Origin of the sequence: Formosa sp. L2A11 (assembly GCF_009796865.1) — a bacterium.
GTDB lineage: Bacteria > Bacteroidota > Bacteroidia > Flavobacteriales > Flavobacteriaceae > Formosa.
In genome coordinates, this window is record NZ_CP047028.1 from 1,883,245 (window position 1) to 1,906,598 (window position 23,354).

Here is a 23,354-nt window from a genome sequence, read left to right on the forward strand (position 1 = left end):
CAATGGAAAATAGAACAGATAAAAATTCATATACTATTATATTTGCAATAGTAATGGTTTTTGTTGTAGGTGCTTTATTAGCCTTTACAGCATCATCATTAAAACCTAGAATTGCAGAAAATCAGCGTATAGAAAAGCAACAAAACATTTTGTATGCTATGGGTGTTAATGATAATACCGATGGAAGTGCTGTTTTTGTTTCAACAACAGATGCTCCTGAATTATTTAAAAAATACATTACTCACCAATTAGTTATAGAAAACGGTGTACCTAAAGAAGATAATGAAGCGTATTTAATGGATATTAAAAAAGAAAAAGCAGCAGCTATTTCTGATCCTTCTAAAAGACGTTTACCATTATTTATAGGTGAAAAAGACGGAAAAAAACTATATGTTGCCCCTATCTATGGAAAAGGATTATGGGACGCTATTTGGGGTTATGTTTCAATGGACGAAAATATGGTAGTTCAAGGTGCTTACTTCGATCATAAAGGGGAAACTCCTGGTTTAGGAGCTAACATTAAAGAACGTTTCTTTATGGACGATTTTATTGGTGAACATTTATTAGATGCTTCAGGTAATTTTAAAGGAATTACTGTTGCTAAAGGAAATGCAGATCCAAAAAATGAAGATAAAACAGATAATGAGGTTGATGCAATTGCCGGTGCTACTATTACAGGAAATGGGGTAACTGCAATGATTAAAAGTGATTTAAAACTTTACAAACCTTATTTCGATAACTTAAAAAATAATTAATTTATGGCACTTTTATCAAAAAAAGACACAAAATTAATCACTGATCCGTTACTGGATAATAACCCAATTACCATTCAGGTATTAGGTATATGTTCTGCTTTGGCTATTACAGCTCAATTAAAAGCTTCAATAGTAATGGCTCTGTCGGTAATGGCTGTGCTAGCAATAGGAAATGTTGTAATCTCTTTAATGAGAAACATTATTCCTTCAAAAATTAGAATTATTGTGCAGTTAGTCGTTGTAGCTGCTTTAGTAATTATTGTAGATCAAGTTTTAAAAGCATTCTCTTACGAGTTAAGTAAAACACTTTCTGTATTCGTAGGATTAATTATTACCAATTGTATTATTATGGGACGTTTTGAAGCTTTCGCTTTAGCAAACGGACCATGGAAATCGTTTTTAGATGGTATTGGTAATGCTGCTGGTTACGGTTTAATTCTTGTAATTGTAGGTTTCTTTAGAGAGTTATTAGGTTCTGGTACTTTATTAGGATTTAAAGTTTTAGGAGATCCAATTGAAAAAACAGGATTATACGCTTTAGGTTATGAAAATAACGGATTTATGTTATTATCTCCAATGGCTTTAATTGTTGTTGGTATTATAATTTGGGTTCAACGTAGTAGAAACGAAGCATTAGTAGAAGATAATTAATCAGTTTAACGTTTATTTTAAACGTAACTGAAATCTAAAAGAATATGGAATATATAGAATTATTTTTTAAGTCAATATTTATAGATAACATGGTATTCGCTACATTCCTTGGAATGTGTTCTTACCTTGCTGTTTCTAAAAAAGTATCTACAGCAGTTGGACTTGGTGCAGCAGTTGTATTTGTAATGTTAATTACAGTACCTTTAAACTGGTTGTTAGATCAGTATATCCTTCAACCTGGAGCATTAAAATGGCTAGGAGCAGAATATGCAGATTACGATTTAAGTTTCTTATCATTTATCTTATTTATTGCAACCATTGCTACAATGGTACAATTAGTAGAAATTATTGTAGAGAAGTTTTCTCCTTCACTATATAATTCACTTGGTATTTTCTTACCACTTATTGCAGTAAATTGTGCTATTTTAGGAGGTTCATTATTTATGCAATCTCGTGAAATTCCTACATTAGGATTAGCAACAGTTTATGGTGTAGGTTCTGGAATAGGATGGTTTTTAGCGATTTTAGCTATTGCAGCTATTCGCGAAAAAATTAGATATTCTAACGTACCACCAGCATTAAGAGGATTAGGAATTACATTTATCATTACAGGTTTAATGGCTATCGGTTTTATGAGTTTCGGTGGAATGTTAACCGGAGGTGATGAAGAAGGAGCTAAAGAAGAAAAAACTGTAAAAGTGGAAACTCCTGAGGCAGAGAACGTAAAAGAGTTAGCGAATAATACAAAAGAAATCAACTAAGATATCATGACGATTTTAGCAGCAACAACAACAGGAACAATAATCGCTACGGTAGTAGCCTTTTTAGTTATTACTTTACTTTTAGTGAGTTTATTATTGTTCGTGAAACAAAAATTATCACCATCTGGTCCGGTAAAGATTAAGATTAATGGTGAACGCGAAATAGAAGTAAGTTCAGGAGGTAGTTTATTATCTACTTTAGGTGCTCAAAAGATATTCTTACCATCAGCTTGTGGTGGTGGTGGTACTTGTATTCAATGTGAATGTCATGTATTGTCTGGTGGAGGTGAAGCTTTACCTACAGAGACACCTCACTTTACAAGAAAAGAATTGAAGGAAGGTACACGTTTAGCTTGTCAGGTAAAAGTGAAGCAAGACATGGAAATTACTATTCCAGAAGAAGTTTTCGGAATTAAAAAATGGGAAGCAACTGTAGTGTCTAACTATAACGTGGCAACATTTATTAAAGAATTTGTAGTTGAAATTCCAGAAGATATGGACTACAAAGCGGGAGGATATATTCAAATTGAAATTCCTGAGTGTGAAGTTAAATATTCAGAGATGGATGTGTCTGCTCACCCTCAAGATCACCCAGAAGATCCTGATAAATTTAAAGCAGATTGGGAAAAATTTGGTTTATGGCCTTTAGTTATGAAAAATAACGAACTTGTAGAAAGAGCCTATTCAATGGCTTCTTATCCTGCAGAAGGGCGTAAAATTATGCTTAATGTACGTGTAGCAACACCTCCTTTCGATCGCGCTAAGGGTGGTTGGATGGATGTAAATCCAGGTGTAGCTTCGTCTTATATTTTTAATCAGAAAATTGGAGATAAAGTAACAATTTCAGGACCTTACGGTGAGTTCTTTATCAACGATTCTGAAGCGGAAATGCTTTATGTTGGTGGTGGAGCAGGTATGGCGCCAATGCGTTCTCACTTGTATCACTTATTCAGAACCTTAAAAACAAATAGAAAAGTTACATATTGGTATGGTGGACGTTCTAAAGCAGAATTGTTTTACATACATTATTTTAGAGCTTTAGAAAAAGATTTCCCGAATTTCAAATTCTTTATTGCATTATCTGATCCTACGGAAGCAGATAAGTGGAAAGTTAAAAAAGATGTTAATGATTTAGAAGGAGATGGATTTACAGGATTTATTCACCAAGTGGTAATAGATCAGTATTTATCTAAACATGAAACTCCAGAAGATTTAGAATTATACTTCTGTGGACCTCCATTAATGAACAATGCTGTTAAGAAAATGGGTGAAGACTTTGGTATGCCAGACGAGAATATTAGATTCGATGACTTTGGTGGTTAATCTAAAGTATTTCATATAAAAAAAAGCCAACTCTGTAGAGTTGGCTTTTTTTATGCTTTTAAAACTTCTGTTTTTAATGCTTTTACTTTTCTATATTTAAATAATTTAGAGCAATCCATAACATCTGGTATACAATCTAGTTTACATAAATAACTAACAACAGCAGTTAGCCCATTAAACAATATATCTTTATCTGTTGGGTTTATAGGCTTCTTGTTTTTATGATGTAAAGGCAGACTATAGCCACATGCCTTTAAAAAGGTTGTTTCAATTTGTAAAAGTTCTAGAGGTGTGTATCCGTTAAAACGCCTTCCTAAATTTTGATGTACTTGTCCTATATAATTAAGCGTTGTAGTTCCATGGTCGTCAGATAAATGTTTCCAAGTATCCTTTTGGTCTAATATGTTGCCTACAGCACATTGTTTACAGCATTCTGGTAATAATGCATCTGAATGAAATGCGTGATATAGTTTGTTAATGGCTAAATTAAATCGCGTAGTAGTTTCCATATATTGCTATTTATTAGGTTTTAAATTACAAAAAAAATGCTAGAAAATAAAAAAGCCAACTCCTTTGAGTTGGCTTTTTTGTAATGAATAGTCTTGTTTATATATCTTTTAAAATATTTTTTAAAGCATCTACAGATATGGGTTTAACTAAATAATTAGATACATTTTCATAACGTTTAGCACGTTTTATGTCTATTGGATCAATAGATGAGCTTACAATATAAATAGTGATTTTTTTATTAAATATTAGTTTACTAAATTCTTCTAAAAATTCCCAACCATCCATAACAGGCATATTTATATCTAATAGTATAATCTCTGGGATATCTATTTCTTTTAAATTTTCGGTTTTTAGTTTAGTAATTGCTTCATGTCCGTTTTTAAAGACCTTAAATGAATTACAAAAGTTAGATATCTCCATCATTCTCTTTGCTCCAAAGATAAAGATAGGATCATCATCAATAATATACGCTACATCAACTTTACTCATCGTTTCTAAGGTATATATTAAAGGTTGTACTTTCATTTACTGTGCTTTCAACTTTAATTTTACCGCCAATAGCTTCAACTTGATTTTTGGTTATAAAAAGTCCTAGTCCGCGAGAATCTTCATGTTTATGAAATGTTTTATACATACCAAATAACTTTTCTCCGTGTTTTTTTAAATCTATACCTTGACCGTAATCTTTAATAACTAAAACAACAAACTTCTCTTCATTATATGTGCTTATTTCTATTTCTGCCTTTTTGTGTGGTTTTTTATATCTAATTGCATTAGTCAAAAAATTGAGTAATATACTATCTATATAAGCTGGTACTCCCATTACACAAACTGTTTTATCTACATTTAATTGGAGTACTGTTTTAGATTCAATTATTAAGGCGCTAATAGTAGATAGAGCTTTGTTAAAGTGACTTAATAAATTTATAGGAACGGTCTTTAAATCTTTATTTGTATTTATTGCAGCTACTTCATTAAGGTTTTCTAAACTTTCTCCTAAATTACTTACAGCAAGTTCTATTAATGGAAATATTTCGTTTTTTGTAGTTTCTGGCAGGTCTACCTTTAGAATATTTAATAACATATCTAGATTACTGTAATGAGACCTAAGGTTGTGGGAAACTATTTGTGCAAAATTTAGAAGACGCTTGTTCTGATCCTTCGTCGTTTCTAAAAGCTGAATAACTTCAGAATTACTTTTCTTTATTTGTGTTTGATTGCTAATTTGTGCTACAAAATGCAAAGGTTTATCATCATCATCTCTAATAATAGAAGCATATAACATTGCAGAAATGGTCTTGCCTTCTTTACAGATGTATCTTTTTTCAGTGATAAAATCTTCAAGTTCACCATTAATCATCTTAATGATTGATTTGCGTCCAATAAGTGTATCTTCAGGATGTGTAATGTCTTGTAAACTAAATTTTTCAAATTCTTCTTTAGTGTAGCCAAAGGTTTTACAAAGACTTTTGTTAACATCTATCCAATTACCTTTTAAATCTACAATAGCCATACCAACTACGGCGCTTTCAAATATTTTTCTTAGTTGTTGCTCTTTATATGCTAAGGTTTTAGTGTTTAAAGTTTTTTCGTTTATATCTTGAAAAGAACCTTGAACTTTTATGCATTTCTTATTTTCTATTATTGGTATGCCTATAGATCTTACCCATTTTTCATCACCTGTTGCGGCAATTATTTGTAGTTCTACATCGAAATTTTCGTGTTTTTCTATGCAATTAGTATATAGTTGAGTAATTGTGTCTCTATTTTGTCCTGCTTTATAAAAAGATAATCCAGAATTTACATCTGGCACATAGTCTGTGGGGAGGCCGTGTATTCTTTTGGTTTCAGAACTCCATTGGAGTGTGTTTAATTTTATATCAAATTCCCATGTACCTATGGCAGCATGTTTTTGAATAAAATTGAATAGGGAGGATTCATTTTTATTAGTCATATTGCTAATATATGGGATTATGTTTTAAATCTTTAGTTTTTTTATTTTTTTCATTGTAAATCAATGTGTCTTTTTATTATTAAGTTATATTCGGAAATATGTTATTTAGACTTTATCTTTGTCTATGTTATTTTAATATATTTATATAGTTGAGCCTGTTTTAATATGAGTAAAGCATTAACAAAACAAGAGTTGCATAATTTGGCAATGAATCATGTTGGTAAAGATTTAGAACAGCGAGGTTTTGAATTTATTGCCATTAATAGTAAATTAAAACGTCATCCTCAGTTTGTTTGTATTGATAAAACGGGGCAATATTTTTTTGTTATAGTAAGAGCTGTTTTGTTGCCAGATAATCCTAATAATTACGATGTGGTTTGGATGGAAACGTTTAAAGATCATGCCAGATCTAAAAATGCAAAAGTACTTTATGCAGGTGTTGGGTTAGGTAACCCAAAAGGAGACACACTTCCTGTTTACCTTAATGAAGAATATTTAATCGAATATAATGGTATTCAAGTTATAGAAACTCCCTTAAATTAAATGAAACATTTTCCTTTTTTTTTATTATTTCTTGTTGTTCTTTCTTCGTGTAGCAATTCTAACGAACATGTTAAGTTAACAGGACCTGTTTTTGGTACATCTTATTCTGTACAGTATTTTTCTGAAGCTGGTGTAAATTATCAGCATCAGTTCGATAGTTTATTTACAGTGGTAAATCATTCTATGTCTACATATATTCCAGATTCAGATATTTCACTTTTAAATAAAAACAAATCAAATCTTATAGATAATCATTTTGCATATGTTTTTGATGCATCTAAGACTATTTATAAAAGTACTGAAGGTGCTTTCGATCCTACTATTGGTGTTTTAGTGAATGCCTGGAGCTTTGGTCCGGAAAAACGAATTATAGGTTTAGACAGTCTTAAAGTAGATAGCTTAATGCAAAGCGTTGGTTTGGATAAAGTTTCTAGACACGAGAATAAAATTATTAAAGAGAATCCAAATACATATATCGATTTTAATGCTATTGCAAAAGGATATGGAGTAGATGTTATAGGTAGGTTTTTAGAATCTCAAAACGTTACAAATTATCTTGTAGAAATAGGAGGAGAGATTAGAACTAGAGGAATAAATAAAGAAAAAGAAAGTGAATGGAAAGTAGGTGTTGAAATGCCTCATTTTGATGGAACTAAATCTTTGCTTCGCGCTGTAGAATTAAAAAATGAATCTATGGCAACATCGGGTACTTATAGAAAGTTTAAGGTAGATGAAAATGGGAATAAATTCTCACATATTATAGATCCGCTTACAGGATTTCCTAGCAAAACAAATTTATTAAGTATTTCTGTAATTGCTAAAGATTGTATGACAGCAGATGCTTATGCAACAGCTTTTAAGGCAATGGGAATAAAGCGTATTAAAGCCTTTTTAAAAGGTAGACCAGAATTTAAAGTGTTTCTTATTTTTGAAAATGAGAAACAAGAGTTAGAAACTTTATCTTTAAACGGATTTCCTGAAAAGTAAAAAACAATATAACTATTTATAGCATATTAAATAATACCATAAACCAACCTGAAACTAGTAGTAAGCCTCCTAGAGGTGTTATTGGTCCTAGAAATTTAAGTTTTTTCCCTTTGGCATCAGATAAAACTAAGCCGTAAATACTAAAAGAAAATAAAAAGATACCTATTGTAAAGCACCAATAAATTGTGGTAGGAAGCATGTCTTTAAAACCAAGTCCTAAAACCAACAGTACAATGGCGTGGTACATTTGATATTTTACACCAACTTCAAAACTTTGTAATTGCTCAGGTGTTAATACTTTCTTTAACGCATGGGCGCCAAAAGCACCAAAAATAACAGCTAGCATTCCAAATAGAGCTCCTGTTGCTATAATGATTTGAGAAGTCATAAGTGTGTTTTATTTATATACTACAGGAATTATTTCTCCTTTTGCTAGGCAATATTTTTCAATTTCAGAATTAGAAAGTGTAGCTGTATAATCTACTTCTTCAACCTTAAAACCAATAGATCTAAGTTTATTAAAATAATCTCGTCCATATACACGTACATGGTCGTATTGTCCAAATATTTTTGCCCGCTCTTTTTTGTCTGTAATTGTATCGTCTTCAAAAGTCACTTCTCGAGATAAATCTTGAGGAATTTGAAGTATACCCATACCTCCAGGTTTTAATATGCGATACAGTTCTTGCATGGCTTTAGTATCGTCCGGAATATGTTCTAATACGTGATTACATAGAATTACATCAAAACTATTATCTTTAAAAGGAAGATTACAAATATCTGCTTTTACATCTGCCAAAGGCGATAATAAATCTGTAGTTGTATAATCTAGATGTTTAAGCGCTCTAAATCGTTTGTAAAATGCTTGTTCTGGAGCAAAATGAAGTACTTTTTTAGCTGTTGTAAAAAAGTCTGTTTCATTTTTAAGATATAACCATAACAACCTATGGCGCTCTAAAGATAATGTAGAAGGCGATAATACATTGTTACGTTGTGTACCATATCCATAAGGTAGAAAAGATTTAAAACCTTTTCCATCTATAGGATCTGTATATGTATCGCCTTTTAAAGCAATTGTCATTATAGGACGCACTACATAACTTAAACGAATAAGTAATGGTCTTGGAATGGTGTTTAAAACGAATTTAAATGCTTTTTTCATTTAAAGTACTAAGGGCTTTTGTCTAAACTCATCTTCTTCATGAGTTACAATACCTAAAGCTTCGTGTACGTAAGCAAATGTTGAAAGTAATTCTGCTTTTCCATCTACAATAGCAACATCGTGTTCAAAGTGAGCACTTGGTTTTTTATCTAGCGTTGTTATTGTCCAACCATCTCTATGTTGTTTAATACGTTGTGTTCCTAAATTTATCATAGGTTCGATTGCAACAACCATACCTTCCATAAATTTTTTCCCACGTCCGCGTTTTCCATAGTTTGGCATTTCTGGATCTTCATGCATATCACGACCAACACCATGACCAACTAATTCTCTTACAACACCATAACCTTCTGCTTCACAAAAATTTTGAATTGCATAACCAACATCTCCAACACGGTTACCTACTTTTAATTCTCGTAGACCAACATAAATGGATGCTCTGGTTATATCTAATAATTTTTGTGTTTCTGGAGCTATTTCTCCTACAGCAAATGTATAGGCATGATCGCCATAAAAATCATTTTTTAACGCACCACAATCAATAGAGATAATATCTCCATTTTCTAATGGTTTGTTGTTTGGAATTCCGTGAACAACTTGCTCATTCGGACTCATACAAAGTGAATTTGGGAAATCATACATACCTAAAAAACCAGGGTATGCACCGTGGTCTCGTATAAATGTTTCTGCAAGTTTGTCAAGTTCTAAAGTTGTTACACCAGGTTTTACTGCTTTAGCTAGTTCTCCTAATGTTTTAGATACGATTAAAGCACTTTCGCGCAATAATTCTATTTCTTCTCGTGTTTTTATTATAATCATGTCAATAAAATAAAGTACAAAGATACTTAAAAATACCTAGTTTACTTGCTTAATAGAATATGACTTTAAACAGTTTTTATACCTTCAAAAATATTGTAATTTGCATGCTTAAATAAAAAACCTATATGTATAAATGTGTAAGTGCAGCAGAGGCTGTTAAAGTTATTAAATCTAACGACAGAGTCTATTTGCATGCAGCCGCAGCCGTACCACAGTTGCTAGTAAATGCATTAACCGAAAGGCATGACGAATTACGTAACGTAGAAATTTGTCATTTACATACCGAAGGTAAAGCGCCTTATGCCAACCCCGATTTTAGAGATAGTTTTCATGTAAATTCTTTTTTTATAGCTAAGAATATTAGGCATACTATTAAAGCAGGTAATGGATCTTATACACCTGTGTTTTTAAGTGAATTACCCCTTTTGTTTAAACGTAATATTGTTGATTTACAAGTTGCTCTAATTCATGTTTCTGTACCAGATTTACACGGATATTGTTCCTTAGGTGTTTCTGTAGAAGCTACTCTAGCAGCAATTGATAATGCAGATTATGTTATCGCTCAGGTAAATAAAAGAATGCCAAGAACCTTTGGAGATGGGATTATACATATTTCTGAAATTAATGCTTTTGTTGAGTGTGACGAGCCTTTACCAACTCACGATATTCCCGCTCCATCTGTTATAGAAAATAGAATTGGTGCATATGTTGCTAATTTAATAGAAGATAAAAGTACACTGCAAATGGGAATTGGTACTATACCCAATGCCGTATTGTCTTTATTAGGAAACCATAAAGATTTAGGATTGCATACCGAAATGTTTTCCGATGGGGTGATTGATTTGATTTTGAAAGATGTGATTAATGGGAATTATAAAAGTATAAATCCAGGACGTGCTTTGGCTACATTTTTAATGGGGTCGCAACGTTTGTATGATTATGTAAACGATAATCCGTATATAGAATTAAGAAGTTCGGACTATGTTAATGATGTGTCTGTAATAAAACAAAACCCTAGAATGGTTGCTATTAATTCTGCTATTGAGGTAGATGTTACTGGACAAGTTTGTGCAGATTCTATAGGTGCAGAAATGTATTCTGGTGTAGGTGGCCAAATGGATTTTATTCGTGGTGCCTCTTTAAGTGAAGGCGGTAAAGCAATTATAGCATTACCATCTGTAACAAAACATGGAATTAGTAGAATTGTTCCTTCTTTAAATTCTGGAGCAGGTGTTGTAACTACACGCGCGCACATACATTATGTGGTTACAGAATATGGTGTTGCAAATTTATATGGTAAAACCATACAGCAACGTGCAAAAGCATTAGTAGAAATTGCACATCCAGACCATAGAGAATCTATAGATAGAGATTATTTTAATTTAGTAAGAAACTAATTATTTATTAAAAAGAGAGGAGAAAAATCCTCTCTTTTTTTCTATACTGTTTGGATCAAAATTGGGATCTGATAGTAAGTGATATATCTCTCCCCAACCTAAAAACCCGCCAATATTTCTATCATCAATAAAAATATCGGCATTGATTTTTCTACTTTTTGAAACATCAAACTCTTCTCCAGGAAAACTACTATTTATAGCATAAAATTCAATACCATTTTCTTTACAGAATGCAACAGCCTCGTCTAGAGGTTTACCACATCTGTAAGTCCATAGTATTAAGCGATGGCCATCTTTTTGAAGACGCTTTAAGGTTTCGAAAGCAAATGTTTTAGCTCTCCCTATTTTTGGATATGCATCTTCTACAACGGTACCATCAAAATCTATGGCAATAATTAATTTATCTTGAAAAATCATTAAGCAGTTTTATGTTTTTTTATAAGTATTAATCTATAAGTGAATGCCTTGTCATTGCTTCTGGTTGAGGCACTCCAATTAATTTTAAAATTGTTGGAGCCATATCTCCTAACACACCATCTTTAATATTTTTTAATTCATTATCAATTAAAATTAAAGGTACAGGGTTTGTTGTGTGTGCCGTGTTTGGCGAGCCATCAGGATTAATCATCGTTTCACAATTACCGTGATCTGCAATTAATAAAGTAGTATAACCATTGTCTAAAGCTGTTGTAACCACTTCTTTAACACATTCGTCTACCGCTTCACAAGCTTTAATAGCAGCATTCATAACACCTGTATGTCCAACCATATCTCCGTTAGCAAAGTTCAAACATACAAAATCTACATCACCTTTTTTTAATTCAGGAACTAATGCTTCTTTTAATTCGAATGCACTCATCTCTGGTTGTAAATCGTAAGTTGCTACTTTTGGAGAGTTTTTTAGAATACGAGATTCACCTTCAAAAGGATCTTCTTGTCCTCCAGAGAAGAAAAATGTAACGTGTGGGTATTTTTCTGTTTCAGCAATACGAATTTGTTTTTTGTTGTTTCTTGCTAAAACTTCTCCTAATGTATCTTTTAAATTGTCTTTATTAAAAACAACTTTTATGTTTTTAAAGTTTTCATCGTAATTAGTAAGTGTTACATAATACAAGTCTAACTTTTTCATGTCATACTCTGCATTATCGTTTTGCGATAATACTTCTGTTAATTCACGACCTCTATCTGTTCTAAAATTATAGAAAATAACAACGTCACCTTCTTTTATTTTTCCAACAGGATTTCCGTTTTCATCACAGTTAATAATAGGTTTAATAAATTCGTCTGTAACGTCATTCGCGTAGTTTTTAGAAACAGAATCTGCTACATTAGTAGTATGTTCTCCTTCTCCCTTCACCATACCATCGTAAGCAAGCTTAACACGTTCCCAACGCTTATCTCTATCCATTGCATAATAACGTCCTGTAATAGACCCTATTTTAGCTGGAGTATCTTTAATGTGATCTTCTAATTGATTAACAAAACCTAATCCAGATTTAGGATCTACATCTCGTCCATCTGTAAAACCATGTACAAATACATCTTTTACTTTAGCTTCGTTAGCAGCGTCCAATAATCCGAATAAATGTTTAATATGAGAGTGTACACCACCAGTACTTAATAAACCTAAAAAGTGTACAGGTTTATTGTTTTCTTTTGCATATTTAAAAGCATCTGCTAAGACTTGTTCTTGTCCAAGCGTTTTATCTTTAACAGCTAAATTTATCTTTACTAAATCTTGGTATACAATTCGTCCGGCACCTAAATTCATATGTCCAACTTCACTATTCCCCATTTGTCCTTCTGGCAAACCTACGTTTTCTCCATCTGTCCTTAATTGAGCACTGGGATATTTTGTATATAAAGAATCAATGAAAGGCGTGTTGGCATTGTCTATAGCCGATACTTTTGGGTCAGGAGACATACCCCAGCCGTCTAGTATCATTAAGATGACTTTTTTATTCATAATAGATTTTATTTAGTACGTAAAGATAAAAGTTTAAAATGTCTTTCGGGAATTATTTAGGTTACAAAATTGTGTTTTTTGTTATTTTTATAATGATTTTATTACGGTATCGTTTGCGTTAAAATTTCTTTAATACATTTTTAACAATTTTGTTTTCAAACTGTTAATCTATTAGTCTTAAAAGAAATCTTTTTAAGTGCGTAGTCCATCTTGTATTGTTTAAGATGTATTAAAAGAAAGAAAAGCTTAATACAGTATTGATTATGTAATATTGAAATACAAAAGACATATTATAAGATGCTATTGTTTAAAAATTAGCGTCTTTTTACATAGAATATGTATGTTAATACACGTATTAATTAGTGTATTAAAAGTTTTTTTCTTCTAATTAGCGTTTACTTTACATTTTGATAACTTAATAGTAATTTAGGTGTTAAAATACCTAAAAAAAGCCAAAATAATAATGCAATATTATGTCTGTTTTATTGATTTTATGACACCAAAAAGTTTTAAATGAAAACGTTTTCGTAAAATAAATCAATATTTGTTTAAGTGTTAATAAATCTATTTTTCCAGGTGTTAATATTTTGTTAAAATGAATATTAAAATATGATATTCTCGTTAAATTTGAAATATATTATTAAATATATAAAAATATTCAATTTTATTAAAAATTTCGTAATTATGAGAACTTTACTATTTATTATCACAATCGCATTAGGAACTGTAACTACAAATGTACAAGCTTCTAACTTTATTTCAAATACAAACACTAACCCTTTAACAGTAACTGTAAATAAACCCATGGTTAATTTACTATGTACATCAATAGCAAAAGGAGATACAGAAATCGTTAAAAAATTAATTGCTAATGGTGAAAATATTAATGCAAAATCTAACGGACTTACTCCAGTTATGTACGCTGCTAAATACAACAGAGTAGAAATTCTTCAAATTTTAATTGCTGAAGGTGCACACTTAAAAGTAAGATGTAATAAAGGATATACTGCTTTAGATTATGCAAAAGCTACAAACGCAAAAGATGCTCAAAGAATTATTGAAGAAGCAATTGCTAAAAAGTAAAAGAATAAATATCAATAAATGCTAAGTAAAGAGGATGTCTATAAGATGTCCTCTTTTTTTATGTCTACTTTTAATTGCTGAAGGTGCACACTTAAAAGTAAGATGTAATAAAGGGTATACTGCTTTAGATTATGCAAAAGCTACAAACACAAAAGCTACTCAAAGAATTATTGAAGAAGCAATTGCTAGAAAGTAAAAGAATAAATATTAATAAATGCTAATTAAAGAGGATGTCTATAAGATGTCCTCTTTTTTTTCATGTCTAATTATATGGTGTAAAAAAAACCGTCTAAATTATTTAGACGGTTTTTGTATGATATAGAAAAGAAAAATATTTAGAACTTAGTAAAAAGTTTTTCCATTTTTTCTTTTTGTTCTGCAGCTAGGGCTTCATCAACTAAGATTCTTCCACTATGCTCATCAGTAATAATTTTTTTACGTGCACCAATCTCCATAATAATTTGTGGTGGAATAGTAAAGAAAGATCCTCCAGAAGCACCTCTTTCAATGGCTACAACTGCTAATCCGTTTTTTACATTCGTACGAATTCTAGTGTAAGCTTTTACTAAACGTTCTTCAATTAAAGTCTTGTACTCTTCAGATTTTTTAATTAATGCTAATTCTTCTTTTTCAGTTTCAGCTAAGATAGCATCTAATTCACCTTTTTTGTGCTTTAAGTGAGCTTGACGTTCTTTAGAACGCTCTTTAGTCTGACCAATAATTTCTTTCTTTTGTTCAATTTGAACTCGGAATTCATTGATGTGCTTTTCTGCTAATTCAATTTCTAACTCTTGAAATTCAACTTCTTTAGTAAGCGAGTTATACTCTCTGTTATTGCTAACATTTTTTAGTTGCGTACTATATTTTTTAATTAAAGATTTAGCCTCTTCAATTAAATTTTTCTTAGATTTAATTTCGTCATCTATAGTCTCTAGACTAGCGTCTAATTTCTCAAGTCTAGTGTGTAGTCCTGCAACTTCATCTTCTAAATCACGTACCTCTAAAGGTAGTTCTCCGCGAACGTTTCTAATTTCATCGATTCTAGAATCGATAAGTTGTAGATCGTATAAATGTCTTAAACGTTCTTCTACAGTTACTTCTTTACTTTTTGCCATACTTTAAAAATACTTAACAGGGTTTGTATCGGTCTTTGATAAAACGATTGCAAAATTAGTGATTTTTTTTGTAAGATGTGCTACTAAACCATTTTTTGTAAACTGTTCGCTTTCAAAATGTCCAATATCTGCTAAAATTAGTGCGTTTTCTGCCAAGAAAAAATCATGATACTTTAAATCGGCTGTTATAAAAGCATCAACTCCAGCGCGTTTAGCATTTGGAATAGCAAAACTTCCAGATCCGCCTAAAACGGCAACTTTTTTTATGGATTTACCTAATAATGTACTATGTCTAACGCAAGCTGTGTTCATTTTTGTTTTTAAATACAACAGAAATTCTGTTTCGCTCATTTCAGCTTCAAATTCACCAATCATTCCAATCCCAATATGCTGGTTGGTATTTTCTAGTGTTACAATTTCGTAAGCAACTTCTTCGTAGGAATGTGTGGTAAATAATGCTTTTAAAATTTTAGACTCTAAATGCTTCGCAAAAGTGACCGTAATTTTAGTTTCCTTTTCAAAATGAAGTTCTCCTTTTTTGCCAATTGTAGGCTTTGCGTCTTGGTCTGGGTTAAAAGTACCTGTGCCTTCGTTGCTAAAACTACAATCTGAATAATTTCCTATGTGTCCTGCTCCAGCTTTAAATAAAGCCTTTCTAACTGTCTCTGCTTCATCTTTAGGCGCATAAGTTGTTAATTTCTTTATGGTGCCCTTTTGCGGAATTAATATAGATTTATTAACCAATTTTAATTGATTACAAATCATGTCGTTTACGCCTTTAAAATGATTGTCTAAAGCGGTATGAATGGCATAAATTGTAATATTATGTTGTATTGCTTTTAAAACCACACGCTCGACATAGGTTTTTCCTGTGATTTTTTTTAAGCCTTTAAAAATAATAGGATGAAAACTTACAATTAAATTGCAATTGTTTTCTATGGCTTCATCTACAACAGCTTCTAAAGTATCTAGTGTGACTAAAATACCTTTAAGTTTTTCGTTTTTATCACCAACAAGAAGCCCAACATTGTCAAAATCTTCGGCATAATTTAGTGGTGCAAAATCTTCAAGATGATTTATAACGTCTTGAATAATCATAATATTTATGGTATTAGGTTTAAAACAAAGATAAAATATTTACTTTCGTTACAATGAAATTATTGCGTTACATCTTCTTTCCAATCGTACCTGTATATTACGGAATAACCTGGGTTCGAAATAAATTATTCGATTTAGGTATTTTAGAATCTACATCGTACAATTTTCCTGTGATTTGTGTTGGTAATTTAAGTGTTGGTGGAACTGGAAAAACACCAATGATTGAATATTTAATACGCCTGTTAAAAAACGATTATAAAGTTGCTACTTTAAGCAGAGGTTATAAGCGTAAGAGTGAAGGGTTTCAAATAGGAAAACCCGGAGTTACCGCCGATATTTTAGGTGATGAACCTTTTCAATTTTACTCAAAATACATAGACAAAGTAACCGTTGCTGTTGATGCTAATAGGAGGGAAGGAATTTCCAAATTAATGCAATTAGATCCTAAACCTAATGTTGTGCTTTTAGATGATGCTTACCAGCATAGAAAAGTAAAAGCAGGTTTTAATATCTTATTAACAACGTATTCTAATATCTATACTTCAGATATTGTTTTGCCAACGGGGAATTTAAGAGAACCCAAAAAAGGAGCTAAACGTGCTAATGTTATTATCGTGACTAAATGTCCGGAGACGCTTTCAGATTCTGAAAAGAAAGAATTAATAAAAGCTATAAACCCTAAAATGCATCAGCATGTTTTTTTTAGTGCTATAAAGTATGCAGATCATGTTGTGTCTAAGACTAAGCAATTACTTTTAGAAGATGTTCCAAAATTTACTTTAGTTACAGGTATTGCGAATCCGACACCTTTAGTTGATTTTTTATCTAAAAAGGAATTAGATTTTGAACATTTAAACTTTAAAGATCATCATGATTTTACTGTAGATGAATTGGACATTTTTAAACAAAAATCTTTTATAATTACTACCGAAAAAGATTTTATGCGTTTAAAACAGTATCCGTTCTTAGCAGATAAACTATTCTATTTAAGTATAGAGGCAACAATAGATAATCCCGTTCTTTTAAACGAAACTGTAAGCGCGTTTATATCGCATTTTTAACCTTTTAAATCTTTTGGATCTTGGTTTCCAATTACTGCACTGTATAATTTCTTCTCGAAATCGTCTTGTTTAAATGGTTTAGATATAATATCGTCGAAACCAGCTTCTTCAAACTCTTGCATTTTATCTTCAATAGTAACGGCTGTAAGCGCGAATATATTAAGCTCTCGATCAAATGTTCTAATAATTTTAGTGGCTTCAATACCGCTTATGCCAGGCATGTGTATGTCCATTAAAACAACATCGTAATGGTTGTTTTTAACCATATCTACAGCTTCTTCACCATTGTCTACAATGTCGCAATTAAGCTTCATTTTAGTAAGAATTTTATTGGTAATCATTTGGTTGATTTTGTTATCCTCAACCACCAAAATTTTAATATTACTTAGTTCAATGTCTGTAACATTTTTAAAGTAATTTTTCTTTTGTTCAGGAAGGACTTCTTCTGTAGTATGTTTTAAAGGAATTTCAAAAGTGAATGTTGTTCCTTTATTTATTTCACTTTTAAGATAAATTTTTCCATTAAGAATATCAATCAATCCTTTTACAATAGATAAACCAAGTCCTGTTCCTCCGTATTTTCTGTTAATTTGTATAGAGCCCTGAGAGAAGCTTTCAAACATATGTTTTTGTTTCTCTGGTGTAATCCCGATTCCGTTATCTTCAATTTCAAACTTTATATTAAAAACATCATCGGTTTCATTCATTTTAATTACTCTAACCCAGATGTCTCCATCTTTGGTAAACTTAATAGAGTTTCCAATTAAATTGATTAAGATCTGAGATAGTTTTATTTGATCGGCTTTATAATGAAGCGGTATATCTATATCGTATTCTAAATGAATTTCGACACCATTATCTGTCGCCGAATTTTTTAATGCAGAAATTACATCAGAAATTTTCTTTTTTAAATCGAAGACTTCATACTCTACATCTACTTTATTTGCTTCAATTTTATTAATTTGAAGAATATCGTTTATAAAGGTTAATAGGTAGTCTCCAGAAAATTTAAGCGATTTTAAATGTTGTATTTGTTCTGGTTTTGGGTTTTCGTCCAGCAACATATTTGTTAGCCCTGTAACCGCATAAAGTGGTGTTCTTAATTCGTGGGTTACGGTAGATAAAAAGTTGGCTTTGGTCTTAGATGCTAATTCTGCTTTCTCCTTAGCAAGTATTAGTTCTGCATTCTTTTTGTGCAACATATTGTTGGTTTTTAACCTAATGTTGTTGTTTTTATACAGCGATAATGTAAGAAGGGAAAGAATTGTAATTAAGGCAATACTTAAAATAGTAGCTAATTTGTTTAAGCTTTTATCGACCTTTAATTTTTGTAAATCGGCTTCTTTTTCTTTCTGAAACTCGGTTTGATTGTCTAAAATAAATTTAGCACGTTTTTCAGGAGATAAATTTTTATGCTTTATTTCTAATAAAGATTCAGACAGCGTAATATGGTTTTTTAAGTATTGGGTAGACACTTGATAGTTGCCTAACTTCTCGTTTAATTCACTTAAAATTAAATAACCATTACTTAAAACATCTGTAAAATGATTGCTTTCTGCAATTAAAATTCCTTGGTTTCCATATTTTAAAGCGTTCTCATTTTCGTTTAAAAAGTAGTATACCTTTGCTTGATAAATTAAAGCGCTACTTCTAATCTTTTTTAACTCGTAACGTTGGGCTAGTGCTAAAGATTTATCTATGCGTTCCCTCGCTTTTCTATACTGCGTAAGTTCTATATAGGCTTTACCTTGGTTTAAAAGCACTTCAGCTTCAAATTCAGAAAGACCTTCTTGTTCAAATAGCGATAGCGATGCAACGTAATAGGTTAGTGCTTGTTCGTATTCTTTTAAAGACATGTATACATTACCTAATGTTTTGTAGGTTTCTGCAAGATTTATATTGTCTTTTGCAAAACGCTGGACTTCTATGGCCTTAGTTAATGTTTTTAAGGCTTCATCATTTTCTTCAATTACATATTCTAATTTTCCTATTTTAGAATAAATAAGACCAATGCTTTTTTTATTATCTAGTTTTTCTGCAAGTTTTAAAGCATCTTCAAGTTTCTTCTTTGCAGGATAATAGTTATTATTATCCAGGTCGTATTGCGCCTGAGTTATGCGATAATCTATAGTGTTTTGTATGGTTTCAGGGTCGTCTCCAACAGTTTTCTGAGCATTAAGACAGAGGGAGAATAGTATAAGTATTCCTACTAAGTAGCATTTAGTATTAATCATAAAATAATTCGATTATCGCGTAAATATTTTTTTACCCGATAAAAGTAACTATTTTTCCGATAACTTACCTATTAAATCGATAATTCTACTTGAATATCCTGTTTCATTATCGTACCAACCTATAATTTTTACCATATTTCCAATAACAGAAGTCATTTGTGCATCAAAAATGCAAGAATGTGGGTTTCCAACAATATCTATAGAAACGATTGGATCTTCGGTATATTCTAAAATAGATTTTAAGTGTGTTTCCGAAGCTGTTTTAAAAGCAAGGTTAACATCTTCTATGGTTGCTGTCTTTTTTATATTGAATGTAATATCTGTAAGTGATCCATTGGCAACAGGAACACGAATACCACAACCTCCAATAACATCGGATAAACTAGGGAATATTTTAGTTAATGCTTTTGCGGCTCCAGTGGTAGTTGGTACAATAGATTGTCCTGCAGCTCGAGCACGGCGTAAATCGCGATGTGGTTGGTCGTGTAAACTCTGATCTGTAGTGTAGGAGTGTACGGTAGTGATATAAGCTTGTTCAATACCAAATTGCTCATTTATAACAGACATCATTGGTGCAGCATTGTTGGTGGTGCATGATGCGTTTGAAATGATTTTTTCAGTACCATCAATTAAATGATCATTTACACCTAAAACAATAGTTTTAATATCGTCTTCTGGTGCAGGAACACTTAATATAACGCGATTAGCACCATTGTCTATATGGTGCTGTAAAATATCTTTAGTTTTAAATTTCCCTGTAGATTCTATAACAAAATCTACGTGGTAAGGTTCCCAGTTTATATGCTTTGGGTGTGTTTCATTTAATAAAGGAATATGAACATTGTTTACTACAATATCATTGCCCTTATATGTTACGGTTTTATTTAAAACTCCATGAATACTATCGTATTTTAGTAAATGGCTTAGTGTATAAGCATCTGCTAAATCGTTTATAGCAACAACGTTAATAGTTGGATGATCTTGAAGGAGTCTGAAAACACGACGTCCAATGCGACCAAAACCGTTTATAGCAACATTAATCATTAGTTAATGTGTTTCTGAGCTTTATAAGAAGAACGTACCAAAGAGCTACTTTCTACATGTCTAAACCCTAATTCTAAACCAATTTTTTCATATTCAGCAAATTGATCTGGAGTAACAAATTTTTGTACTGGTAAATGTTTTTTACTAGGTTGTAAATATTGACCAATAGTAACTATATCTACATCGTTAGCTCTTAAATCGTGAAGTGTTTCTATAACTTCTTCGCGTTTTTCGCCAAGACCTAACATAATTCCAGATTTTGTTCTGCGTTGTCCTTGAGATTTTAAATATTTTAAAACTCCTAGACTACGATCGTATTTTGCCTGAATTCGTACATCACGTGTTAAACGTCTAACCGTTTCTATATTATGAGAGACTACTTCTGGAGCAACCTCAATAATGCGATCTATATGTTGTTCTACCCCCTGAAAATCTGGGATAAGTGTTTCTAAAGTTGTGTTAGGATTCATGCGGCGAACAGCTTTTACTGTTTCTGCCCACATAATACTTCCCATATCTTTTAAATCGTCGCGATCTACACTAGTAAGTACAGCGTGATTTATTTTCATTAATTTTATAGAACGTGCTACTTTTTCCGGCTCGTCCCAATCTACAGTTTCTGGTCTTCCGGTTTTTACACCACAAAATCCACAAGAACGTGTACAAACATTTCCTAAAATCATAAATGTTGCAGTACCTTCTCCCCAACATTCACCCATATTTGGGCAACTACCAGAGGTGCAAATGGTATTTAAACTATATTTATCTACAAGACTTCTTAGTTCTGTATACTTTTTTCCTGTTGGTAATTTTACACGTAACCATTTTGGTTTAGGAAGACGTTCTGGTAAAATGTTTGAAGCAGTTTCTGTATTCATGAATTTTCTCTTTTCGATAAGCAAATATACAAAGTAAAATTTTAAAAATATGTTATAAATACGTTGAATGATAAAGTCTGAAATTGACTTTAAAAAGGAAGGTCTTTGAAAATGATTTAGAACTAATTTTTTTAACGTTATTCGTTCTGAATAATTTCTGAAAGCAGTTTTTTTGCACGGAGTAATTTAACTTTTACATTATTTATAGGCTCCTTAAGTTCGTTAGAAATTTCTTTGTAAGTTAACTCTTGAAAATAGCGAAGATTGATGACTTCTTGGTAATGAGGCTTCAGTTTTTTGATATCTCTAAGAAGTTTTGCTAAATTTTGATCGGTGATAATTTTATCTTCAGCGGAAGGTGATTCGTCTAAAACTTGATTAATAGTGTTTGCGTCTTCATTGGAAATCTGCCTGGAAATAGAACTTTTTTCTTTCCGAAGTAAATCGATATGAAGGTTTTTAGAAATAGTTATTAGCCATGTTTTAAAAACAAATTCATCATTATACGTTTGTATTTTGTCAAATGCCTTTGAAAAAGTTTGAATTGTAATGTCTTCGGCATCATTCTCATTTCCAATACGTTTTAGCTGAAACCCATAGACATCGTCCCAATACGTGTGAAGCAAAAAATTGAATGCTTTTTGATCGTTTTCTTTTGCTTTATGTATGGCGTTTTCTATTTCCAAGTACGGGGTTTTGAGATCTTATTAGATATAAATATAGCCAATTGAGTAAGAATAACGAAAATTTCTAAGATTGGGATTAAAAAGACTAAATCCGATTCGTTTAATTTTTTAGCTGTTTTACCAATAATAATCCATTGTACAAGAATACGCAATGCAAATAAGCCTGTTACAATTTCCCAATTAAATAAATAAGAAAGTAAAAAGATACCTGTACTCCAAAATAAAAGTTGTGAGATATAATATAATCCTAATAAAAACTGATGACTCTTTTTATAATAATTAGCGGTAGATATGTGTCTGCGTTTTTGCTTTAACCAAGCCTTTACAGTTGTTTTAGGAACAGATTCTGTAAAGCTTTCAGGAGAAAAACATAGGGCTGTGTTTTCGCTTGTAGCCATTTGGTTTACAAATAAATCGTCGTCTCCAGAACGTACATTTATATGATTAATAAATCCGTTAGCTTCAAAAAACAAGGTTCTTGTATATGCTAAATTACGACCAACACCCATGTATGGAATGCCCATATTGGCATAAGAAAAATATTGAGAAGCCGTTAAAACAGTTTCAAATCTAATTAATTTATTCAGGAAGGAATTCTTAATTTTGGTATAAGCTCCGTAACCTAAAATTATAGATTTTTTATCTCCAAAAGCAGCAGTCATTTCAGAAATCCAAGTATTAGAAACAGGCTTACAATCTGCATCTATAAATAATAAATGGTCGTATTTTGCCGCTTTTATTCCAAGCGTTAGTGCGTATTTTTTATTTGCCCAAAAAGCTTCTGTATTCTTTACATTAACAACCTTAATCGTATTAAAGCGTTCTGCAAAGTCTTCAATAACACTTAGGGTTTCGTCGCTAGAAGCATCGTTAATTAAAACAATTTGAAAGTTCGGATAATCCTGTTCTAAAATTGAAGGTATAAATTGTTTTAAATTTTCTTCTTCATTTTTAGCACATACAATAACAGAAATAGGAACAGCTGTCTTTGTCGTTTGCCTAGGTTTTAGAAACGCAAATGATCTAAGAAAAATTAAATAATAAAATAACTGTATAAAGACAATTGCTACAAATATGTAGAAAATAATGTCAAGTGCAACCATGAATAAACTTAAGAGTGTTGAGGTTCGCTACAATCTTTATATTGTTCTGGAGTTTTTCCGCAAAATCCACAAGCTTCTCCAGATTGGTTTAAAGCAGGGTTTTGGCTAGCACAAGTTCCAGCAAACTTACCGTCTTTTTTTGCCCATAATTTTATGGCAATTCCGGCAACTCCAACTCCTAATAAAACTAATGTTATAAGAAATAATTTCATAACTGTATATTT

General features: G+C 31.5%; 26 protein-coding genes. 10 read left to right on the forward strand and 16 right to left on the reverse strand.

The genetic code is table 11. The features are described from left to right. Window positions 1-2 precede the first annotated feature (2 nt). The 4 genes from GQR95_RS08160 to nqrF are packed head-to-tail and all read left to right on the forward strand — an operon-like array spanning window position 3 to window position 3,490. On the forward strand, window positions 3-755 hold the full coding sequence (locus GQR95_RS08160; RefSeq protein ID WP_159022705.1) for a Na(+)-translocating NADH-quinone reductase subunit C: 753 nt from the start codon (window positions 3-5) through the stop codon (window positions 753-755). A gap of 3 nt (window positions 756-758) precedes the next feature. After that, complete coding sequence (locus GQR95_RS08165; RefSeq protein WP_159022706.1) at window positions 759-1,406, forward strand: NADH:ubiquinone reductase (Na(+)-transporting) subunit D; 648 nt, start codon at window positions 759-761, stop codon at window positions 1,404-1,406. A 44-nt stretch (window positions 1,407-1,450) separates the two neighbouring features. Beyond that, window positions 1,451-2,167 (forward strand): NADH:ubiquinone reductase (Na(+)-transporting) subunit E, encoded by a 717-nt coding sequence (gene nqrE / locus GQR95_RS08170; protein ID WP_159022707.1) that lies wholly within the window; start codon window positions 1,451-1,453, stop codon window positions 2,165-2,167. A 6-nt stretch (window positions 2,168-2,173) separates the two neighbouring features. Continuing rightward, a complete protein-coding gene (nqrF, locus tag GQR95_RS08175; protein WP_159022708.1) occupies window positions 2,174-3,490 on the forward strand; it encodes an NADH:ubiquinone reductase (Na(+)-transporting) subunit F in 1,317 nt (438 codons plus the stop codon). A 50-nt stretch (window positions 3,491-3,540) separates the two neighbouring features. Here nqrF and GQR95_RS08180 read toward each other — a convergent pair whose 3' ends face one another. From GQR95_RS08180 to GQR95_RS08190, 3 genes are all read right to left on the reverse strand, one after another. Then, window positions 3,541-3,999 (reverse strand): Na(+)-translocating NADH-quinone reductase subunit F, encoded by a 459-nt coding sequence (locus tag GQR95_RS08180; RefSeq protein WP_159022709.1) that lies wholly within the window; start codon window positions 3,997-3,999, stop codon window positions 3,541-3,543. A 97-nt stretch (window positions 4,000-4,096) separates the two neighbouring features. Then, window positions 4,097-4,525, reverse strand: coding sequence for a response regulator (locus GQR95_RS08185; protein ID WP_233266024.1), 429 nt, complete (start codon window positions 4,523-4,525; stop codon window positions 4,097-4,099). Continuing rightward, entirely contained in the window at window positions 4,482-5,954 is a 1,473-nt protein-coding gene (locus tag GQR95_RS08190; protein WP_159022710.1) for a PAS domain S-box protein, read from the reverse strand. The genes GQR95_RS08185 and GQR95_RS08190 overlap by 44 nt, the downstream gene beginning before the upstream one ends. 165 nt (window positions 5,955-6,119) lie before the next feature. Between GQR95_RS08190 and GQR95_RS08195 the strand changes: the two genes are divergently transcribed. Further along, a complete protein-coding gene (locus tag GQR95_RS08195; RefSeq protein ID WP_159022711.1) occupies window positions 6,120-6,497 on the forward strand; it encodes a Na(+)-translocating NADH-quinone reductase subunit F in 378 nt (125 codons plus the stop codon). After that, entirely contained in the window at window positions 6,498-7,484 is a 987-nt protein-coding gene (locus GQR95_RS08200; protein WP_159022712.1) for an FAD:protein FMN transferase, read from the forward strand. Between the two features lie 16 nt (window positions 7,485-7,500). On the opposite strand, the gene GQR95_RS08205 is transcribed toward GQR95_RS08200, so the two are convergent. The 3 genes from GQR95_RS08205 to map are packed head-to-tail and all read right to left on the reverse strand — an operon-like array spanning window position 7,501 to window position 9,465. Next, window positions 7,501-7,872 carry a DUF423 domain-containing protein gene (locus GQR95_RS08205; protein WP_159022713.1) on the reverse strand — a complete coding sequence of 124 codons (372 nt, stop codon included), beginning with the start codon at window positions 7,870-7,872 and terminating at the stop codon, window positions 7,501-7,503. 9 nt (window positions 7,873-7,881) lie between these two features. Further along, window positions 7,882-8,646 (reverse strand): class I SAM-dependent methyltransferase, encoded by a 765-nt coding sequence (locus tag GQR95_RS08210; protein ID WP_159022714.1) that lies wholly within the window; start codon window positions 8,644-8,646, stop codon window positions 7,882-7,884. After that, window positions 8,647-9,465, reverse strand: coding sequence for a type I methionyl aminopeptidase (gene map / locus GQR95_RS08215; protein WP_159022715.1), 819 nt, complete (start codon window positions 9,463-9,465; stop codon window positions 8,647-8,649). Between the two features lie 125 nt (window positions 9,466-9,590). On the opposite strand from map, the gene GQR95_RS08220 reads away from it, so the two are divergent. Further along, window positions 9,591-10,862 carry an acetyl-CoA hydrolase/transferase family protein gene (locus GQR95_RS08220; protein WP_159022716.1) on the forward strand — a complete coding sequence of 424 codons (1,272 nt, stop codon included), beginning with the start codon at window positions 9,591-9,593 and terminating at the stop codon, window positions 10,860-10,862. Here GQR95_RS08220 and GQR95_RS08225 read toward each other — a convergent pair whose 3' ends face one another. Then, window positions 10,863-11,279: a BT0820 family HAD-type phosphatase gene (locus GQR95_RS08225; RefSeq protein ID WP_159022717.1), complete on the reverse strand. Its 417-nt coding sequence runs from the start codon at window positions 11,277-11,279 to the stop codon at window positions 10,863-10,865. A gap of 28 nt (window positions 11,280-11,307) precedes the next feature. Beyond that, window positions 11,308-12,828, reverse strand: a complete 1,521-nt coding sequence (gene gpmI / locus GQR95_RS08230; RefSeq protein WP_159022718.1) for a 2,3-bisphosphoglycerate-independent phosphoglycerate mutase — start codon at window positions 12,826-12,828, stop codon at window positions 11,308-11,310. A gap of 684 nt (window positions 12,829-13,512) precedes the next feature. Between gpmI and GQR95_RS08235 the strand changes: the two genes are divergently transcribed. Both GQR95_RS08235 and GQR95_RS08240 read left to right on the forward strand, forming a co-directional pair. After that, window positions 13,513-13,911, forward strand: coding sequence for an ankyrin repeat domain-containing protein (locus GQR95_RS08235; protein WP_159022719.1), 399 nt, complete (start codon window positions 13,513-13,515; stop codon window positions 13,909-13,911). Window positions 13,912-13,945: 34 nt separating this feature from the next. Then, entirely contained in the window at window positions 13,946-14,107 is a 162-nt protein-coding gene (locus tag GQR95_RS08240) for a hypothetical protein (protein ID WP_159022720.1), read from the forward strand. Between the two features lie 139 nt (window positions 14,108-14,246). Here GQR95_RS08240 and GQR95_RS08245 read toward each other — a convergent pair whose 3' ends face one another. Continuing rightward, window positions 14,247-15,026 carry a zinc ribbon domain-containing protein gene (locus GQR95_RS08245; protein ID WP_159022721.1) on the reverse strand — a complete coding sequence of 260 codons (780 nt, stop codon included), beginning with the start codon at window positions 15,024-15,026 and terminating at the stop codon, window positions 14,247-14,249. A gap of 3 nt (window positions 15,027-15,029) precedes the next feature. Next, window positions 15,030-16,124 (reverse strand): Nif3-like dinuclear metal center hexameric protein, encoded by a 1,095-nt coding sequence (locus tag GQR95_RS08250; protein ID WP_159022722.1) that lies wholly within the window; start codon window positions 16,122-16,124, stop codon window positions 15,030-15,032. A gap of 53 nt (window positions 16,125-16,177) precedes the next feature. Between GQR95_RS08250 and lpxK the strand changes: the two genes are divergently transcribed. Beyond that, window positions 16,178-17,185 (forward strand): tetraacyldisaccharide 4'-kinase, encoded by a 1,008-nt coding sequence (lpxK, locus tag GQR95_RS08255; protein WP_159022723.1) that lies wholly within the window; start codon window positions 16,178-16,180, stop codon window positions 17,183-17,185. Here lpxK and GQR95_RS08260 read toward each other — a convergent pair. From GQR95_RS08260 to GQR95_RS08285, 6 genes are all read right to left on the reverse strand, one after another. Further along, window positions 17,182-19,419, reverse strand: coding sequence for an ATP-binding protein (locus tag GQR95_RS08260; protein ID WP_159022724.1), 2,238 nt, complete (start codon window positions 19,417-19,419; stop codon window positions 17,182-17,184). The two genes, lpxK and GQR95_RS08260, sit on opposite strands and share 4 nt — an antisense overlap. Before the next feature lie 48 nt (window positions 19,420-19,467). Further along, entirely contained in the window at window positions 19,468-20,463 is a 996-nt protein-coding gene (gene gap / locus GQR95_RS08265; RefSeq protein WP_159022725.1) for a type I glyceraldehyde-3-phosphate dehydrogenase, read from the reverse strand. Then, window positions 20,463-21,341 carry a lipoyl synthase gene (gene lipA / locus GQR95_RS08270; protein WP_159022726.1) on the reverse strand — a complete coding sequence of 293 codons (879 nt, stop codon included), beginning with the start codon at window positions 21,339-21,341 and terminating at the stop codon, window positions 20,463-20,465. Before lipA ends, gap begins: the two co-directional genes overlap by 1 nt. Window positions 21,342-21,478: 137 nt before the next feature. Further along, window positions 21,479-22,027 carry an RNA polymerase sigma factor gene (locus GQR95_RS08275; RefSeq protein WP_159022727.1) on the reverse strand — a complete coding sequence of 183 codons (549 nt, stop codon included), beginning with the start codon at window positions 22,025-22,027 and terminating at the stop codon, window positions 21,479-21,481. Beyond that, window positions 22,018-23,130, reverse strand: a complete 1,113-nt coding sequence (locus tag GQR95_RS08280; RefSeq protein WP_159022728.1) for a glycosyltransferase — start codon at window positions 23,128-23,130, stop codon at window positions 22,018-22,020. The genes GQR95_RS08275 and GQR95_RS08280 overlap by 10 nt, the downstream gene beginning before the upstream one ends. An 8-nt stretch (window positions 23,131-23,138) precedes the next feature. Then, window positions 23,139-23,342, reverse strand: a complete 204-nt coding sequence (locus GQR95_RS08285; protein WP_159022729.1) for a membrane or secreted protein — start codon at window positions 23,340-23,342, stop codon at window positions 23,139-23,141. Between the last annotated feature and the right edge of the window lie 12 nt (window positions 23,343-23,354).

What these genes read in the sequence shown, in the direction of transcription:
- GQR95_RS08235 (WP_159022719.1), top strand. Translation starts at nt 13,513, where the DNA reads ATGAGAACTTTACTATTTATTATCACAATCGCATTAGGAACTGTAACT.
- GQR95_RS08260 (WP_159022724.1), bottom strand. Translation starts at nt 19,419, where the DNA reads ATGATTAATACTAAATGCTACTTAGTAGGAATACTTATACTATTCTCC.
- GQR95_RS08245 (WP_159022721.1), bottom strand. Translation starts at nt 15,026, where the DNA reads ATGGCAAAAAGTAAAGAAGTAACTGTAGAAGAACGTTTAAGACATTTA.
- lipA (WP_159022726.1), bottom strand. Translation starts at nt 21,341, where the DNA reads ATGAATACAGAAACTGCTTCAAACATTTTACCAGAACGTCTTCCTAAA.
- GQR95_RS08190 (WP_159022710.1), bottom strand. Translation starts at nt 5,954, where the DNA reads ATGACTAATAAAAATGAATCCTCCCTATTCAATTTTATTCAAAAACAT.
- GQR95_RS08250 (WP_159022722.1), bottom strand. Translation starts at nt 16,124, where the DNA reads ATGATTATTCAAGACGTTATAAATCATCTTGAAGATTTTGCACCACTA.
- GQR95_RS08220 (WP_159022716.1), top strand. Translation starts at nt 9,591, where the DNA reads ATGTATAAATGTGTAAGTGCAGCAGAGGCTGTTAAAGTTATTAAATCT.
- GQR95_RS08160 (WP_159022705.1), top strand. Translation starts at nt 3, where the DNA reads ATGGAAAATAGAACAGATAAAAATTCATATACTATTATATTTGCAATA.
- GQR95_RS08285 (WP_159022729.1), bottom strand. Translation starts at nt 23,342, where the DNA reads ATGAAATTATTTCTTATAACATTAGTTTTATTAGGAGTTGGAGTTGCC.
- gap (WP_159022725.1), bottom strand. Translation starts at nt 20,463, where the DNA reads ATGATTAATGTTGCTATAAACGGTTTTGGTCGCATTGGACGTCGTGTT.
- nqrE (WP_159022707.1), top strand. Translation starts at nt 1,451, where the DNA reads ATGGAATATATAGAATTATTTTTTAAGTCAATATTTATAGATAACATG.
- GQR95_RS08165 (WP_159022706.1), top strand. Translation starts at nt 759, where the DNA reads ATGGCACTTTTATCAAAAAAAGACACAAAATTAATCACTGATCCGTTA.
- GQR95_RS08195 (WP_159022711.1), top strand. Translation starts at nt 6,120, where the DNA reads ATGAGTAAAGCATTAACAAAACAAGAGTTGCATAATTTGGCAATGAAT.
- nqrF (WP_159022708.1), top strand. Translation starts at nt 2,174, where the DNA reads ATGACGATTTTAGCAGCAACAACAACAGGAACAATAATCGCTACGGTA.
- GQR95_RS08210 (WP_159022714.1), bottom strand. Translation starts at nt 8,646, where the DNA reads ATGAAAAAAGCATTTAAATTCGTTTTAAACACCATTCCAAGACCATTA.
- GQR95_RS08225 (WP_159022717.1), bottom strand. Translation starts at nt 11,279, where the DNA reads ATGATTTTTCAAGATAAATTAATTATTGCCATAGATTTTGATGGTACC.
- GQR95_RS08200 (WP_159022712.1), top strand. Translation starts at nt 6,498, where the DNA reads ATGAAACATTTTCCTTTTTTTTTATTATTTCTTGTTGTTCTTTCTTCG.
- gpmI (WP_159022718.1), bottom strand. Translation starts at nt 12,828, where the DNA reads ATGAATAAAAAAGTCATCTTAATGATACTAGACGGCTGGGGTATGTCT.
- GQR95_RS08280 (WP_159022728.1), bottom strand. Translation starts at nt 23,130, where the DNA reads ATGGTTGCACTTGACATTATTTTCTACATATTTGTAGCAATTGTCTTT.
- GQR95_RS08180 (WP_159022709.1), bottom strand. Translation starts at nt 3,999, where the DNA reads ATGGAAACTACTACGCGATTTAATTTAGCCATTAACAAACTATATCAC.
- GQR95_RS08185 (WP_233266024.1), bottom strand. Translation starts at nt 4,525, where the DNA reads ATGAAAGTACAACCTTTAATATATACCTTAGAAACGATGAGTAAAGTT.
- lpxK (WP_159022723.1), top strand. Translation starts at nt 16,178, where the DNA reads ATGAAATTATTGCGTTACATCTTCTTTCCAATCGTACCTGTATATTAC.
- GQR95_RS08205 (WP_159022713.1), bottom strand. Translation starts at nt 7,872, where the DNA reads ATGACTTCTCAAATCATTATAGCAACAGGAGCTCTATTTGGAATGCTA.
- map (WP_159022715.1), bottom strand. Translation starts at nt 9,465, where the DNA reads ATGATTATAATAAAAACACGAGAAGAAATAGAATTATTGCGCGAAAGT.
- GQR95_RS08240 (WP_159022720.1), top strand. Translation starts at nt 13,946, where the DNA reads ATGTCTATAAGATGTCCTCTTTTTTTATGTCTACTTTTAATTGCTGAA.